Origin of the sequence: Vibrio sp. 1CM7H (assembly GCF_023161645.1) — a bacterium.
GTDB classification, from domain to species: Bacteria; Pseudomonadota; Gammaproteobacteria; order Enterobacterales; family Vibrionaceae; genus Vibrio; species Vibrio diabolicus.
The window spans coordinates 323,810-339,821 of the sequence record NZ_JALNTV010000003.1; the positions used below are offsets into that span (position 1 = coordinate 323,810).

Consider the following 16,012-nt stretch of genomic DNA (forward strand, 5'->3'; position numbering starts at 1 on the left):
GATGTACGTTAAAATTTACAAGCTGAATGACTGTGAATTGTTTCAACTGTCGAGTATTTAACCGGAGTGCTCTTGTTGAATAGTGAATATTGCTATAGTGTACTAGTTAGCTAGTTCAATGATATTTTGTGTGAGTAGTATGACACAGCAAACCTCTTCTCAGCCTCGTGAGCATTTTGGCTCTCGTCTCGGATTCATCTTAGCAGCCGCAGGTGCCGCAGTTGGCCTTGGCAATATTTGGGGCTTTCCAACCCAAGCTGCCAGTAATGGCGGCGGTGCTTTCCTGTTGGTTTATTTGGTGATGATTCTTATCGTCGCATTTCCTATGCTGGTGGTTGAAATGGCGATTGGTCGTCATGGTCAAGCCAACCCGGTAGATAGTATGCGTTCGCTTACCAATCATCCGGTAGGTAAAAAGCTCGGCGGTATTGTGGGCTGGATAGGTTTAAGCGTACCAAGCGCTGTTTTAGCGTTTTACTCTATTGTCGGTGGTTGGTTGATCTGCTTTTTACTGGGTGCAATCACAGATCTAATGGGGTTAGAAGCCGCAACTCAATGGCTAAAGGGCTTTAGCGTTGAACGTAACTTGTTCGGAACCATTACTTTTTATGTGCTAACGATTCTCATCGTACAAGGTGGCGTAAAACAAGGTATTGAGAAGTGGTCCACACGTTTGATGCCAGCATTGTTTGTTTTGTTTGCTCTACTGTTTGCTTACATCATGACGCAAAACGGTGCGATGGAAGGTCTGAAACATTACTTAGTGCCGGATTTTGAAAAGGTATGGGACCGCAAGTTGATTCTTGCTGCAATGGGACAGGGCTTCTTCTCGCTTACGATCGGTGGCTGCTCAATGTTGATTTACGGATCTTACTTGAGTAAGAAAGAAAACCTACCAAAGATGGCGATGAACGTGACCATGGTAGATACTGCCGTTGCTTTCATTGCAGGATTAGTGGTGATGCCAGCGATGTTTGTGGCAATGCAAAAGGGCGTTCAAATCTATGCAGAAGATGGCTCTCTCTTAAGCTCAGATACGTTAGTGTTTACGGTATTGCCGTTGATGTTTGATAGCTTAGGTTTGCTTGGTCAATTGTTCTCTATTGTGTTCTTTTTATTGCTGACGATTGCGGCGCTAACGTCTTCAATTTCAATGTTAGAGTGTCCAGTGGCGTTAGTGAGTGAGCGTTTCAACACCAAGCGTAGCGCAACGAGCTGGGTTTTAGGTGGTCTCATCGCCTTGTTCAGTGTGGTGATTGTTTATAACTTTGGCGCTCTATTTGGTATGGTCGCGACGGTTGCTACTCAGTATCTACAACCAACCGCTGCGCTCTTATTCTGCTTATTTGGTGGTTGGGTATGGAATCGCAACTCAAAAATCAAAGAGCTTGAGCAAGGTTGCCCGGAGTTTACGCAAGGTTGGTTTGGTAAGTTATGGCCAGCGTATGTGAAGTTTGTATGTCCAATTCTTGTGGCTACGGTCATCTGGGCTTCATTCGGCTAATCGAAACGTCTATTGGACAAAAGAGAAGGGCTTGATGAGTGATCATCAAGCCCTTTTTCATGTTGGTTATTCCCAGTTTCAGTTACCCGCGGTGATTGCAGCGGGTTAACGGAATTGTCCTGCTTCTGGAAGAAAGTCAAAACCAGCAGAAGCCAGTTTTGCTTCTAGTGCTGTGCGATCGATATCGAAGAAAGCTACCAGTTTATCTAAGTCACCACCGAAGTCGTCGCGTAGCTTCATATTTACAATGCTCATGAGCATGACAGGATCCATGGATTCAAAGTTAGCTAGATTCATTACTTATCCTCAAAATCTGAAATCAGTAGGTTTGCTGCAGCAAATGCCGCTTTTTCACGCACTTCTTTAGGCAGAGACTCATCCGCCGCAACATCGTTCAGCGCTTTAACAGCACATGAAATTGCCTGAGGAATGTAAGCTTGATCGCCACTACCAATTTGAGCATAAAGCTCACGAACCAGTTCACAACAGCCGTATACTTGCATGTTTTCTTTCCACTAAATGATAACTTATCTCAATATACACACAGCAGATTTGAAACTCAAAGTGCAGAGTTGTTTTGGCTCAAGTTGAGGAGTTGCTTGAGCGAGATTTAATCACTGCATTTGTACTTCTAACTGCTGAGTGACTTCTGGTGAAAGCTGAAGCTGTTTTGCCAGTTCTTGCAAATACGCTTTTTCCATGAAGTTTTGCTCATCAGAAACAATCAAAGATGCGAGATAAATTTCTGACGCTTGCTGGGGAGAGGCCGCCTGATTAGCAATTTCAGCAGGATCGAGCGGTTTGTTTAGTTCTTGCTGAACGAGCTGACGTACGTGCTCATCTGCGCCCATATCTGCGAGGGCTTGCTCGATGCGGGCCATTTCCTCTTCATCGACATGGCCATCGGCTTTTGCGGCTCCAATCATTGCTTTTAAAATTAGTACACTGTGTTTGCTGTCATCGGGGTCAAAGGTCTCATGAACACCTTGACCGGACTGTTTGGCTTGCCAGTCGTTATAAACTTTGTAGGCTAATGCTCCAAGCGCAGCAGCGCCACCGACTTTTAATGCGCCCGAGCCTATTTTCTTGGTCATTTTTTTACTTTTCTTCGAGCCCATCAGCATGCCGATAAGGCCTCCGCCAACGGCGCCTGCTCCTAGCGTTTTCAGGCTACTTGAGTTTGATGAGGATTTGATGTTGTTAGTTTGTTTACCTAACGCATCAGCCCCTTGCTTGAGTAAGTCTGATTTGAGTACTTGGTTTAGAAGACTTTTTAAATCCATAACTGACCTCCTTTAGATGATGAAATCAGTTTAATAGCAAGAAGCTGAACCAAAGATTAACAAAGTGAATAGATCTAAAGGGGAGTAGTAAGGTTGCCCAGTAATAAAAAAGGGCTGACCGAAGTCAACCCTTACTAATTATTTTGAAATTACTTCAAATGAGAACCGTCGAGCGCTTACTTTAGTTGAGCCTTTACGTGCTCGATAATATCAGTCATTGCGACTGGCGTTTTCTCACCAGTAGCACGGTTCTTGTATTCGAAGTTGCCTTCTTTCATTGAGCGGTCACCGATAATAATGGTATGCGGTACACCAATAAGCTCCATGTCAGAGAACATTACACCTGGGCGTTCTTTACGGTCGTCAAATAGGACTTCGATGCCCATTGCCGTTAGCTCAGCGTACAACTTCTCAGCGGCTTCTTTTACTTCTTCTGACTTGTGCATGTTCATTGGAACGATCGCAACCTGGAATGGTGCGATTGCATCTGGCCAGATGATGCCGTATTTGTCATGGTTTTGCTCAATAGCAGCCGCTACGACGCGAGTGATACCGATGCCGTAACAGCCCATTTCTAGGATGACGTTCTTACCATCAGGACCAAGTACACCACAGTTCATCGCTGCCGAGTAAGCGTTGCCAAGTTGGAAGATATGGCCAACTTCGATACCACGCTTAAGCTGGATAGTGCCTTTACCACATGGGCTTGGATCGCCTTCAACCACGTTGCGTAGGTCTTCAACTTGACCAAGCTCTGCGTCACGACCCCAGTTAATGCCGAAGTAGTGTTTGCCATCGATGTTCGCGCCCGCACCGAAATCACTCATTACCGCTACGCTGCGGTCAACGATGAACGGCAGTTTAAGACCAACAGGGCCTAGAGAACCAGGACCAGCACCGATAAGCTCACGAATTTCTTCTTCAGATGCCATTTCCAGTGGAGCTGCAACCTGAGGAAGGTTTTCTGCTTTCACTTCGTTCAGCTCATGATCGCCACGAATGATAAGCGCGATGATTGGTGCATCAACTTCGTCAGACGCTTTCACAAACAAAGTTTTCACTGTTTTTTCAATTGGCAGCTCGAACTGTTCAACCAATTCAGCGATTGTTTTTGCGTTTGGCGTATCTACCAACGTCATTTCTTGCGTTGGTGCCGCTGCTTCAGAGGCTGGAGCTAGTGCTTCTGCTTTTTCGATGTTTGCCGCGTAATCTGACTCGGTAGAGAATGCGATGATGTCTTCGCCACTTTCAGCCAGTACGTGGAACTCTTGAGAGCCGCTACCACCGATAGCACCGCTATCTGCTAGTACAGGACGGTAATCCAGACCCATGCGATCGAATGCTTTGCAGTAAGCATCGTGCATTGCGTCGTATGACTTTTGTAGGCCGTCTTTATCAATGTCAAAGCTGTACGCATCCATCATTGAGAATTCACGTGAACGCATTACACCGAAGCGTGGACGACGTTCGTCACGGAATTTGGTTTGGATTTGGTACAGGTTTAGCGGAAGCTGTTTGTAAGAGCTCACTTCATTGCGAACAAGGCTAGTGATCACTTCTTCAGCGGTTGGGCTAAGTACAAACGGACGAACATGACGGTCAGTAAAGCGAAGTAGCTCAGGACCCATCTTTTCGCTGCGGCCTGTCTCTTCCCATAGTTCAAACGGCTGAACAACGGGCATCAAAGTTTCGACTGCACCTGCATTGTCGATTTCTTGACGAACGATGTTTTCGACTTTACGCAGTACACGTAGACCAGTAGGTAGCCAGGTGTATAGACCTGAAGCCAGCTTACGGATCATACCTGCACGTAGCATGAGCTGGTGGCTCACTACTTCTGCGTCGTTTGGAGTCTCCTTCAGAGTAGAAAGAAGATAATTACTGGTACGCATTAAATTTATCCGTTTATTTAAGTTAGATACTCAAGCTTGAATAAGCTGGAGTATAGGAGTTCCCGAAAGGGAAATTTATTAGCCGCCTATAATATCAGCCAATTGCGTTTGTCAAAAGCTTTCAATAGCGGTAACCGTTATTAAGTTGCTTGTTGCTGTGAACTTTACGTTCAAGTCGAACAAATTTACCGCATATTCTTTGTCGTCCGGCTTGTTTTTCTTGTATGCAGGACGAGGATCTTGGGCCAGAACTTGTTCAATGACTGATCTTACATAGTCAGTATCGGATCGATTTTCTATCGTTGCTAATGCTTGAGCAGAAAAGTTGACTTGTGACTTTTCTGGTTCTTGGTCTGCGTATCCGCCTTGTGCTTCTGGAATAGAGTCCGAATAGGGGATATAGGGCTTAATGTCCACAATCGGTGTGCCATCCACGAGATCAACACTGCCTAGATCAAGATAGATTTGATCGCCTTGCTTAGTGACTCCTTTCACTTCAACGGCTGACATTCCGATTCCGTTTGGGCGGAAAGTCGAGCGTGAGGCAAAGACACCTATTCGTTCATTGCCGCCCAGTCGTGGTGGACGGACGGTTGGCTTCCAACCTGCTTCCAGATTTTGATCAAACAAAAATAACAGCCAAACGTGAGAGAACTGTTCTAGCCCACGCACTGCTTCAGGGCTATTCGCTGCGCCTAACAGTTTTACGCGTGCTTTCGCTGTTGATACTAAGCGAGGCTGGCGCGGTACTGCAAACTTTTCTTTGTACGGTGTCTCAATGACGCCGATGGGTTCAATGGAATACATGGTGGACATCTTTAAGAATTCATTGAGATGAAAAGTATCACAAATTTCTCTTGCTTTTCTTGTTGATAATGATTATTAATTAAAATGTTATAACATAACATTTCGATTGAGAGGAAAAGTATTATGAAACCAGGAATCCACCCTGAATATCGTCCAGTGGTGTTCCACGACACCAGCGTAGATGAATACTTCGTTGTTGGTTCTACGTTGAAAACAGAGAGAACCATCGAATGGAAAGATGGCAAAACCTACCCTTACTTTACGTTAGATGTGTCGTCAGCATCCCATCCGTACTACACCGGTAAACAGCGAGTGGTTCAAACAGAAGGTCGTATTGCGAACTTCAACCGTCGTTTTGGTCAATTTAAGAGCGAAAAGGAATAAATCATGAAGGTAGTAAAATCATTAAAAAGTGCAAAAAGTCGTCATCCGGATTGCCAGGTCGTAAAACGAAGAGGGCGTCTATATGTCATTTGTAAGGCGAATCCGAGGTTTAAAGCAGTGCAGAAGTAATCGTTCTGCATATTTCTGGCTTATGGTTTTGTTTAATTGATAATTTTGACTTAACTGTTTTACATGGATGAAATATCTACATTTTTGTTTATTATTGGTTATAAAACTCTCTAATGGTCACAGTTTGTAACATTTAGGGCTTTTCTTTAACCTTCTACTCAAGTACCCTTCGCTCGCTTTTTTGACATTTTTGTCACATTTGCACAGGAATAAAAACAAGGAGGGAACAGATGAGTTCATCTGATTCAATTAAACAAAACTCGCCTAAGAAGCCGCTGTTTACGCGCTTTTTGGATACTGTCGAATATTTGGGGAACTTATTACCTCACCCGATCACACTATTTGCCATTTTCTGTTTAGCCATTCTGGTGATGTCGGGCATTGCAGGATACTTCGAAGTTTCCGTTGTAGACCCTCGTCCTGAGGGCGCAAAAGGTCGTGCCGCAGATGGCATGATTCATGTCGTCAGCTTACTTAACGCTGATGGACTCGAACTTATCGTTACCAATTTAGTGAAAAACTTTGTTGGCTTTGCGCCTTTAGGCACGGTTTTGGTTGCGATGTTGGGTGTTGCTATTGCCGAGTACTCTGGTTTGCTATCTGCAGCTATGCGTGGCTTGGTCATGGGCGCATCTCAACGCATGGTAACAGTGACTGTTGTTTTCGCTGGTATCATTTCAAATACGGCATCAGAGCTGGGGTATGTGGTACTTATTCCACTGGCAGCAATGCTGTTCCATTCTCTAGGTCGTCACCCACTTGCAGGCCTTGCTGCGGCATTCGCTGGTGTATCTGGTGGTTATTCAGCAAACCTACTTATCGGTACGGTTGACCCGCTACTGTCAGGTATTACTGAAACCGCAGCGCAAATGATTGACCCAACTTACACTGTTGGTCCAGAAGTTAACTGGTACTTCATGTTTGTTTCGACGTTCTTCATTGCAATCACTGGTGCGTTTGTTACTGAAAAAATTGTTGAGCCAAAGCTTGGCAAATACAGTGAAGAAGAAGCCTCAGAAGATTTGTCGAACGACAAAATGGGCGGCTTAACAGACATTGAGAAGAAAGGTCTAAAACTAGCAGGTGTTGCTGTACTGGTTGTTTCCGCGTTGCTTGCTTGGACGGTTGTTCCAGCTGACGGCATCTTACGTTCTGATGCAGGTACAATTGCAGGTTCTCCATTCCTGAAAAGTATCGTGGCATTCATCTTTGTGTTCTTTGCTATCCCAGGCTTTGTGTTTGGTAAAGTTGTTGGCACGATGAAGACGGATCGCGATGTAATTGATGCAATGGCGAAATCGATGTCTTCTATGGGCATGTACATTGTATTAGTTTTCTTTGCTGCTCAGTTCGTTGCTTTCTTTAAATGGACTAACTTCGGTCAGGTATTCGCAGTTGCTGGCGCTAGCTTCTTGCAAGAAATTGGCTTAACTGGCCCAATGTTGTTCTTTGCCTTCATCCTCATGTGTGGCTTTATCAACCTAATGATTGGTTCGGCATCGGCACAGTGGGCAGTGACGGCACCGATTTTTGTTCCTATGTTGATGCTTGTTGGTTATGCACCGGAAACGATTCAGGCTGCTTACCGAATTGGTGACTCGACGACAAACATTATTACTCCAATGATGAGCTACTTTGGTTTGATTCTTGCCGTAGCAACTCGTTACATGAAGAACTTAGGTATCGGTACGCTGATCGCGACCATGCTACCTTACTCAATCTGCTTCATTGTAGGTTGGAGTGTGCTGTTCTACCTATGGGTATTCGTATTTGGTTTACCAGTAGGCCCTGGCGCAGCAACATACTACACACCGTAAAAAACGGTTACCTCACACAGCTCCATTACAAAAGCCTGCGAACGTCGCAGGCTTTTTTATCGATCCAGATTGTGTGCAAGCAGGTTTGCTTGGTTATCGATGTCGTTTTATAGCTGAAAACGCATCAACAAAGGGCGATAAAAGTGCTGAGTGAGCCAGCACAAGCTTTTCCAAATTACGCGTTTGTACCAAGGTAAGTGCGCAATATAAACATAGCTAAATTCAATTTCTGGCTGGGCTTTTCGGTTGCGTTTAAAAGCTGGAGCCCCTGAGCTCATATTAAAGCGACGCTGGCATATCATTGCGTGGCGGATGGTATAAGCAGATATTCTTCTATACAGCGCAAAACTCTGCGGCTTATTGGTATCGTAGCCAAAAATTGGGCAAGTCATGTCGTTATCAATTTCTACTATGCCTAACGTAGCCAGCATCTCTTCTTGATAAAATAGTCCCACTAAATGCACTAAGTTATTCTGGCTAGCCTGTTTTAAATATTGGATTGAAAACTGGATGTTATTCCGGCTGTATTTATCAAGGTAAAGCATGTCATATAACGCTTTGGCACGCTGAAACTCTTCATCAGTAGCCAGTGGCTTAAACTGCCAATCTTTATCATTAAACAGCTTGAAGTCTTTCGTTAAATCTCGGTTGAAGCTGAATGCTTGCCAATCCTCAAGTAAATACACTTGTCGCGTTACTAAGCTTTGCCATTGTTGTTGTTCTAATCGCTGAATTAAGTGTGAGTGCTGAAGTTGGTTGAGGGAGCGAAGCACCAAGGGAAAGGTGGGGTATTGATCGAGTGCCACGCGACGCAGTTCATCAAGGTTTAAGGATTCCCATTGTTCGCTATACATATTGGTGGACAAGCACTGATTGTTGAGCGTTTGGACTTGATCCAATCCAGCTAATGATAAGATTGGTTTAGTCATATTAATAAGTAGCTTACATACCCATCGAACAGCCACATTTTTGACTTTGTGAAGCTCTTCTTCGGCGTAGCCACTAAGCAGTGTCATAGGGGACACGGCATAACAGTTGTTTGGTATTTTTGGTGTTACGGAGTAGGGAATGGCAACATCATCGATATAGTAGCAACCAAAGCTTGCTGTGCATTCATCAATAGGATTCGACTGCATAAGAGTGATAAAGGTTTGATGCCATTCTTGAGAGGAAAGTGTCATGATCGCAACGCTTCTCCATTCCACTCAATATCAACGGTAGAAGCGGCACTCCACTTCGCCTTGTTCTGCCTAGCTAACCGGAGTAATTCAAACACACTCCGGATTTGGCTCCCGACCGGTAAGTTATGCTGTTGCATCACATTCACTCCAGACCACCAATCTTGCCAAGTTCGAGCCTTGAACAGGGATAACCCACCTTCAGCGATGAGTGTTATTGGACCTAAATGATGCAATCGCTGCTTGGAAGGACTGGTAAACTCCATGTTAGGAAGCAGTTGAGTGCATCGAGAGGAGAGCAGGTGCAAACCACTTGTGGCTCTTGGGTTGCATTCAATCACGTAGAGTTCATTTTGTGATTGGATGAAGTCAAACGAAACTTGCCCATGATAAGTATGACGTTTACCAAAAGCGGCGATAAATGTATCTAGTCGATCGCATGAGATCGGCTGAAAAGCACTGGCGGCCGATCCGTTTACACAGTATTTCGGCACATAAGCTTGGTGTGCTTTAAGGTCACCATGTTCAAAAATCGCATAGTTACACACCGGAGTCCCATGGATTTTTTGTTGCTGAACCCAAGGATAAAGTGGCGATATCGTGACGGCAGAAATAGACTGAGTTGTCACATCTCTTATTACTTGCCCGCCAAACCGAGAGTAAACTGGTTTTAGAACGGTTCTTTCATTAGTTTCAACCTCACTTTTATCAGCGACCAAACGAGTTTTTGGAAGTGTAATTTCTGGCAAGCCTTGAAGCTGTTCAAAGACGGTCAACTTGTTGTGTAGGGCATTGAGTAGTCCCACATTGGGCAGAAAAAAATCTACTTCTGTGCATTGCTTGGCAACATGAGCCAAGTAATACACTTCTTCACAAGTGGGTATCACCATATCAATACGCATCTGAGTAATGATTTTTAGGATCTGCTGTTGGTAGGTGGGAAACGCAAATCGAGGTGAAGCGGTGGGTATATAAGACTCGATGCCTCGCAAAAATGATCCCATAGGCTTTTTTAGCGAATCGGTGAGAATTACTTCATGCCCATGATGCATACACATGGTTGCCCACTCTAGTGCAACTGGTGCCCGGGCTCCGGTGATTAAGACCCGCATATGTTCACCACACGTCGTTGTTTATTCATTGGCGTCCAAATAGGCGCAGGGCGGTAACTAAATCTGACAGGATCAAGCCGTAATTGGTCAAACAACTTTATCAAGGCTTGATGTATAACCCTATGGTGGTGAACATCCGCTTCAATTTGAATGGTTTGTGACCCTGTTTGGGTGATTCGGTAATCCACGCGACCTTGGGCAGATAGTGTTATAGCGCGGTAGATGAGATCTGGTAACACCGTCACTGGGACGTGGTTTGCGTTTAGCGTGAGGCGATCACCACATCGTCCGGCAATTGCGCCAAGAGGTTCAAATACGCCATTATCCTGTTTATTCTCAATAATATCGTCGAGCTGATAACGAATAATTGGCTGAGTTTTACGACGAAAATCGGTAATGATTGGGCTGTAATGAGTACGTTCGGTATTCAGCCAGTGTTTTTCGATATAAACAACATCTTGATTCCAGCGCATTTGTCCATGCTGATCAGTACATGCAAGAAAACCTTCAGTACATTGATAGACTTCATGGAGTTCGCTGTCGAACCGTTGAGAAATATAGTGACGGTCACTCTCGGTTAGAACCTCTGCCCCAGAAATGATCCGTTGTGGTTGAATTGCGGGTTGACCAAATTGACCGCTGAAATGGGCGCAGAGCTGAAGAGCTTGCGCACTACCAACCAAAAGCGTGGGTTGGAACTCATCCAACTCTTTTATCCATTCTTGGTAAGGTTTGGTTAAATCGGCATAAAAGAATGTGACAGGCCCTTTCGCGATGGATTTATACAGTGGGCTGTTGGCTCGCAAGGCTAGTGCAATTCGGTGCTTTTGCCATAGGTTGGGCAAAAGGCGAGCCAATATATTGCCGGCCCACAGTTGTGTTTCCTGCTTGTCAGCAAGAAACAACCCGCGCATGCCTGATGTGCCCGAAGAAAGCCCAACCGTAACATCGCCAACTTTCGAAGCGGCAAAGTTGCGTGACTGCTCTGCTTTGAGTGCCTGCTGCATTAACTGTTCAGCATCTAAGCCCTTCGTATTTAACTCTGAAAGGTTCTCCATCATGGTTTGCTTATTCATGATAGGGAAATCACTGAGTGGTGCACCTTGAAAAGAGCGGTAATACGGTGAATGACAGCATACCCAATCCAGGTGTTGCGTTAAATGTTGTTGCTGCCACGCTTCGACTTGTTCCCTTGAACCGAAAGGGCGGTAGCGGGTTCGCCAGAATTCTGAGATAAGCGTTCTCACTTCATCCATCCTTCTTTGATTAGCTGCTGGATAGTTTCCTGACAATGTGAAGGCACGAAGCGAACAAAGTGGTGGGTTTGTTGGTAGCAACTTCTCAATTCGGAGAGGGTGTTTTTATAGGCCTTTGTGTCATCGCAAAGCATGTTCGCCAGCCAATGCTGATCGATATTTTCACTCAAGCTCTCAATTAACCAACATGCATCGGCGAGTAAGAACATCCAACCTCGTTCTCTTTTAACTAATAGGCCCACTTGACCCGCAGCATGGCCTGGCAAGCTAACCATATAAATAAGTCCATCGTCGAACATGTCTTTACAGAGCAAGTTAACCCCTTGGCACTGAGGAAGAATTTGGCTGATTGGCACAGAAAAATCACCATGAATGATGAAGTTAGATTCTAGTTGTGGAGGAAGCAGAGCTTTTAGGTAGCCTTTTCTTACGCCTCCAATTCGACCACTTTTAGTAATCGCATCTACCCCTTTTTGTTGGCAATGCAATTGAGAGTGAGAAAACTCAGACACGGCGGCAATGTGATCAGCGTGAAAGTGGGAGAGCACTAAATGCTCAATATCATGAGGTTTGAGATTTTCTTTTGCTAACTGCGCAACAATCCCATGTTCTTGTTGATAGCGGCAAGGTGTTGTCCAAGCATAAAAACGTTCAGGGAAGGGACGAGTCGCGCTAAAAAAGTGCTCGTGATATCCCGTATCAAACAGGATGTTGCCTTGTGTCGGGTGCTGAATTAACGCAACGGCTGCCGGAAATGCTCTAGGCTTGATACCAGAACCTGGTTTGACAACAAAGCCTGGGTGTACGCAGTGTCCAGCCTCAAAGATTTTTATTTTTAGACCAGTTTGCATACTGCTGTATTCCTTCTTGAATTGAAAAAAGCGGTTGGTAATTCAGTGTTTGTTTCGCCTTGCTGATATCCAGAGTTTGATGATAGTTAAACAATCCTGCGCTGTATGAGGTGAGCCTTGGCTCTGGCTGATGTGGTAAGCGCCTTCGTATTTGCTCACTGAGCTTTAATAATGGTGATACCACACCGTATGGTAATGATTGTAACGTTACTTTTAGGTTCAACCCCACACATAAAGCTTGTAGAACAGTCTCAATTGGCATTGGTTCGTTGTTGGAAATATTGAAGACATCACCATGCTGAAGCCGGTCTGCCTGAGTGCAAGCGAGCATCGCCGCATGGGCAACGTTGTCGACATAAGTTAGATCAACCACTGGGTTTCTACCCGATGGCAGAAGCAGAGTGTTGTTTTTTATCGCCTTAAGCACTCTTGGGATAATCGCGCGATCGTTGGGACCAAAAATGCCACGCGGTCTTAAAATGATCGCTTTGCTTTGGCCTTTTATGGCTTCAAGTTCAGATAGGTATTTGGTGTGTGCGTAATCATTACACCAGTGTGAAGCAATGGCGTCGGTTTCTCGAATATTCCAACGGTCTTGATGGTCAAAGTAGACGCTGGTGGAGGAAATATGGATAAAACGCGAGATTTGATGCGTATTAGCCGCATTGACGAGGTTTTTGGTGGCATCTACATTGGCTTGATAAAACGCCTGCCACTTTCCCCATGGGCTTGAGAGAGCGGCACAATGGATGATTGCATCCATACCTTGGCATACCGCATGAACTGCTGAGTGGTCTCTTAAATCGACTATATGTGGGATAACATCGAATTGCTCGGCGAGTTGTTTAGCGATGACTGTGTTTCGTGCTGTAAAATGCAGTTCATGCTGCTGGTGAAACATTCTTAGAATTGCGCTACCCAACATCCCACTGCCGCCAGTGACTAATATCTTCATAGTTTTAGCACTCCCATCCCTAGTGACAACCCTGCGGCGGTGCCAGCTAATAACACATGTTTTCCTGCTGTTTCTGGTTGATTACGCAGCCAGTGTAAGTTAATCGGGAGTGAGGCTGCGACTTGGTTTCCCAAAGTCGAAAAGTGATTAACTGTTTTCTCGGTTGGTAACCCGGTGAGTGATGGCAGTTTTTTTAATCCGTGCGCACTGGCTTGATGCGGAAGAAAATAATCAATATCGCTGAGTGTTACCGGAGAGGCGTCAAAGCCTTTTTTTAGAAACGCCGGTAAGGTTTTACGCACATGTTTAAAGAGTGCTTTGCCCTCCATCTCAAACTGGCAGCTTTTTAAATAGGCTTGATGCTCTGAGGTGTGAGGGTTGACATGACTACCTCCGCCCTTAATTTGACAAAATGAATACCCGGTATGATGCGTTTCAAAGTGACTGGTGAGCAATCCATCATCGTTGCGTTCTTCGAGCAAAAATGCGGCGGCACCGTCTGCGAATAGCGTTGCAACTTCTGGTTTGAGCGTAAAATTTCGATTCAGTGTGATGCCAGTGGCGAGTTCGCTGGTGACAATAAGAATCCGACGGTATCGTTTTGCTAAGAATAGACTCTGGGCAAGATCAAGCGCAGAGAGAAAGGATAAACAGGTGCTGTTCAAATCAAAGCTTTCTAGCCATGTTGGAGCGTCTAACGCGGCGAGAACCGCTGAGGCGTCGTAGGGTAGAGACTGGTGATGTGTGCCGCTAGCGTAGATAAGAAGATCAACGGAGCTTAAGGTATGTGTGTTTCCTAAACACTGCTCTATTGCCTGCACCGCCATGTAAATAGCGGTCTCTTTTGTATTGGCTACATGACGATATTCAACGTCGAATTTATTTCGGCAGGTCCCTGGCGCTAATTTTAGGAAGCGATCCATCTCTCGATCAGACCATTGATTCGTTGGCAGGTAGCTTCCACTGGAAACGATGTTAAAGCCCATTATTCTCTATACACTTATTAAAAACGTCGTTCAAAATAAACCACGTTGCATATTGAAGCTATGGCGAGCGAGATGAAAAATAAACAGAACAAAACAAATGGGAGTAAGAGCACGCTTTGGGTGCAATGCTGAGAATGAATTTTCAGGAATGAGCCAGGCTTTGATTTGCTGGCTCAATATGAATAGAGTGAGGGTTACTTCTTAAATTTCGCCAAAATACGATCCAAATGGTTTGCAAATTCGCGTCGATCGGTTTGAGAAAGCGCGGCGGGCCCACCTGTCTGAATTCCGCTTGAACGCATGGTTTCCATAAAGTCGCGGATATTTAGGCGAGCTTTGATGGTGTCTTTTGTATAGAGCTCGCCACGAGAACTGAGGGCTTGAGCGCCTTTAGAGATAACCTCATCTGCAAGCGGAATATCTGACGTGATCACCAAATCGTTGGCTTCTACACGCTTGACGATTTCGTTGTCTGCGATGTCAAGTCCCGCAGGGACTTGCAGCGAGTGGATGTTGTCTCTTTTCGGCACAGGGACAACGTGGTTAGCGACAAACGTACATTCAATCCCCGTACGCTCGGCGGCACGCACAATGGTTTCGCGAATAACTTTCGGACACGCGTCTGCATCTACCCATAACTTCATGATGATTTCTCACTGAGTTTCGCTTCTAACTCTTCAATACGAATGGCTAGCATTTTTACGGTGCGTTCTAGGGCTTCAAGACGATCATTATCGGTGTGGTGCTGTGCTGCGATTTCAACCTTGGGTACGCGTTGAGCACTCTTCCAACTTTTTATTGCGGTGATTAACGCTGGCATTGGAACTGGCGTTTTCAATCGTGCTTTCACTAACGCTACGGTTGGCTCTTTTCCTTGTTGTTGCAACTGTTCCATTGCCGCTTCTAATTCTTTAGTAACGTCTTGAGTTAACATTTTTAATCCTTAACAACGATATATCTATCATCATACGTTGAGTGCGCTGATTTGGCGAATGGCATTTTGGAGAGTGTAGTGTGAGAGATCTCTTACATAGGTTGTGAGAGAAAACGATTTCGTAAGCGGAAAAAGAGAAGCTGAAGAGCTTAAGTTTCTGATAAATAATGATTTAACAACTTGTTAACCAATGTGAGAGCCAAATATTTATCTTGGATAGATTGTCTATTTTTGGAAAAGGCGTAAATTGAGAGTTGTCAGCAGGAAGCAGACATGGAACAGGAAAGCACCAAGGATTTGGTTATCGTCAGGAAGACGATTTGGTTGGTCAGGATGATTAATCAAGCATGGAGCGTAGGACATTGTAAGGATACGATCATCAATAGGATGTTGATGACTAAGGATAGACAATGGACCCCTCTAGGATTGAGGTTATGGACAGCATCAGGAAGATGCAAGGGACACCGCTCAAGGAACAAGTGATGTGTGCTAACGAGGAATGTTAGCAGTCAGGATGATAAGGACACCGCTAGGACGGCGACGTAAGGAATAAGCTGACGGAATCAGCCACTATTATGGATGATGCATGGAGCACTTTTAGTAGCCGGACTGCTGCGAGTAAGACCATGACCCCGATACTTATGTGTCGGGGTCTTTCTTATATAAAAACGATATCCAGTGTTCTCATTGAATTAAGCATCTCGATGTTACTTGGGGATATCAATATCACAAAATATATAAATTCCTAATAACACTTAATAAAAAACAACTCAGATCAATATCCTTTCCAACCAGTTGGTTTAACTTTCGGCTTCTCTACAAGGTGTTATGCCCGCAATCATTGAGCATGTTCAGCTCATCGAGTTTGTGATCTGCGGATAGATTAAGTTTGTTGTAATCAAGGAACAGATGTGGCCATAGTAA

The 16,012-nt window shown here is 44.8% G+C and carries 17 protein-coding genes; 4 read left to right on the forward strand and 13 right to left on the reverse strand.

Annotated features, from left to right (window positions below; all coding sequences use genetic code 11):
* Nucleotides 1-139 precede the first annotated feature (139 nt).
* On the forward strand, nt 140-1,504 hold the full coding sequence (locus MSG33_RS13550) for a sodium-dependent transporter (RefSeq protein ID WP_012841489.1): 1,365 nt from the start codon (nt 140-142) through the stop codon (nt 1,502-1,504).
* Between the two features lie 105 nt (nt 1,505-1,609).
* Here the strand turns inward: MSG33_RS13550 and MSG33_RS13555 are convergent, their stop codons facing one another.
* The 5 genes from MSG33_RS13555 to tsaA form a co-directional block, all read right to left on the reverse strand.
* Nucleotides 1,610-1,801: a DUF4250 domain-containing protein gene (locus tag MSG33_RS13555; protein ID WP_012841490.1), complete on the reverse strand. Its 192-nt coding sequence runs from the start codon at nt 1,799-1,801 to the stop codon at nt 1,610-1,612.
* Nucleotides 1,801-2,007, reverse strand: a complete 207-nt coding sequence (locus MSG33_RS13560; RefSeq protein ID WP_005391765.1) for a YaeP family protein — start codon at nt 2,005-2,007, stop codon at nt 1,801-1,803. Before MSG33_RS13560 ends, MSG33_RS13555 begins: the two co-directional genes overlap by 1 nt.
* 111 nt (nt 2,008-2,118) lie before the next feature.
* Entirely contained in the window at nt 2,119-2,787 is a 669-nt protein-coding gene (locus MSG33_RS13565) for a tellurite resistance TerB family protein (protein WP_248381278.1), read from the reverse strand.
* Nucleotides 2,788-2,963: 176 nt separating this feature from the next.
* Nucleotides 2,964-4,679 carry a proline--tRNA ligase gene (locus MSG33_RS13570; RefSeq protein WP_046874977.1) on the reverse strand — a complete coding sequence of 572 codons (1,716 nt, stop codon included), beginning with the start codon at nt 4,677-4,679 and terminating at the stop codon, nt 2,964-2,966.
* A 111-nt stretch (nt 4,680-4,790) separates the two neighbouring features.
* Nucleotides 4,791-5,486, reverse strand: a complete 696-nt coding sequence (tsaA, locus tag MSG33_RS13575; protein ID WP_248381279.1) for a tRNA (N6-threonylcarbamoyladenosine(37)-N6)-methyltransferase TrmO — start codon at nt 5,484-5,486, stop codon at nt 4,791-4,793.
* Between the two features lie 123 nt (nt 5,487-5,609).
* Here tsaA and MSG33_RS13580 point away from each other — a divergent pair, with 123 nt between their 5' ends.
* From MSG33_RS13580 to MSG33_RS13590, 3 genes are all read left to right on the forward strand, one after another.
* Nucleotides 5,610-5,870 carry a type B 50S ribosomal protein L31 gene (locus MSG33_RS13580; protein WP_012841491.1) on the forward strand — a complete coding sequence of 87 codons (261 nt, stop codon included), beginning with the start codon at nt 5,610-5,612 and terminating at the stop codon, nt 5,868-5,870.
* A gap of 3 nt (nt 5,871-5,873) precedes the next feature.
* Nucleotides 5,874-5,999: a type B 50S ribosomal protein L36 gene (ykgO, locus tag MSG33_RS13585; protein ID WP_074191703.1), complete on the forward strand. Its 126-nt coding sequence runs from the start codon at nt 5,874-5,876 to the stop codon at nt 5,997-5,999.
* A gap of 230 nt (nt 6,000-6,229) precedes the next feature.
* Nucleotides 6,230-7,816 (forward strand): AbgT family transporter, encoded by a 1,587-nt coding sequence (locus tag MSG33_RS13590; RefSeq protein ID WP_006742541.1) that lies wholly within the window; start codon nt 6,230-6,232, stop codon nt 7,814-7,816.
* Nucleotides 7,817-7,923: 107 nt separating this feature from the next.
* Here the strand turns inward: MSG33_RS13590 and MSG33_RS13595 are convergent, their stop codons facing one another.
* From MSG33_RS13595 to MSG33_RS13630, 8 genes are all read right to left on the reverse strand, one after another.
* Entirely contained in the window at nt 7,924-8,997 is a 1,074-nt protein-coding gene (locus tag MSG33_RS13595) for a hypothetical protein (RefSeq protein WP_248381280.1), read from the reverse strand.
* A complete protein-coding gene (locus MSG33_RS13600) occupies nt 8,994-10,106 on the reverse strand; it encodes an ATP-grasp domain-containing protein (protein ID WP_248381281.1) in 1,113 nt (370 codons plus the stop codon). The genes MSG33_RS13595 and MSG33_RS13600 overlap by 4 nt, the downstream gene beginning before the upstream one ends.
* Complete coding sequence (locus tag MSG33_RS13605) at nt 10,094-11,362, reverse strand: F390 synthetase-related protein (protein WP_248381282.1); 1,269 nt, start codon at nt 11,360-11,362, stop codon at nt 10,094-10,096. Before MSG33_RS13605 ends, MSG33_RS13600 begins: the two co-directional genes overlap by 13 nt.
* A complete protein-coding gene (locus MSG33_RS13610; protein WP_248381283.1) occupies nt 11,350-12,213 on the reverse strand; it encodes an MBL fold metallo-hydrolase in 864 nt (287 codons plus the stop codon). The genes MSG33_RS13605 and MSG33_RS13610 overlap by 13 nt, the downstream gene beginning before the upstream one ends.
* Nucleotides 12,182-13,168 (reverse strand): NAD(P)-dependent oxidoreductase, encoded by a 987-nt coding sequence (locus MSG33_RS13615; protein WP_065645504.1) that lies wholly within the window; start codon nt 13,166-13,168, stop codon nt 12,182-12,184. Before MSG33_RS13615 ends, MSG33_RS13610 begins: the two co-directional genes overlap by 32 nt.
* On the reverse strand, nt 13,165-14,154 hold the full coding sequence (locus MSG33_RS13620; protein ID WP_248381284.1) for a ketoacyl-ACP synthase III: 990 nt from the start codon (nt 14,152-14,154) through the stop codon (nt 13,165-13,167). The genes MSG33_RS13615 and MSG33_RS13620 overlap by 4 nt, the downstream gene beginning before the upstream one ends.
* Nucleotides 14,155-14,348: 194 nt before the next feature.
* Nucleotides 14,349-14,798 carry a YaiI/YqxD family protein gene (locus tag MSG33_RS13625; protein WP_248381285.1) on the reverse strand — a complete coding sequence of 150 codons (450 nt, stop codon included), beginning with the start codon at nt 14,796-14,798 and terminating at the stop codon, nt 14,349-14,351.
* Entirely contained in the window at nt 14,795-15,088 is a 294-nt protein-coding gene (locus MSG33_RS13630) for a hypothetical protein (protein ID WP_005391777.1), read from the reverse strand. The genes MSG33_RS13625 and MSG33_RS13630 overlap by 4 nt, the downstream gene beginning before the upstream one ends.
* Nucleotides 15,089-16,012: the final 924 nt, after the last annotated feature.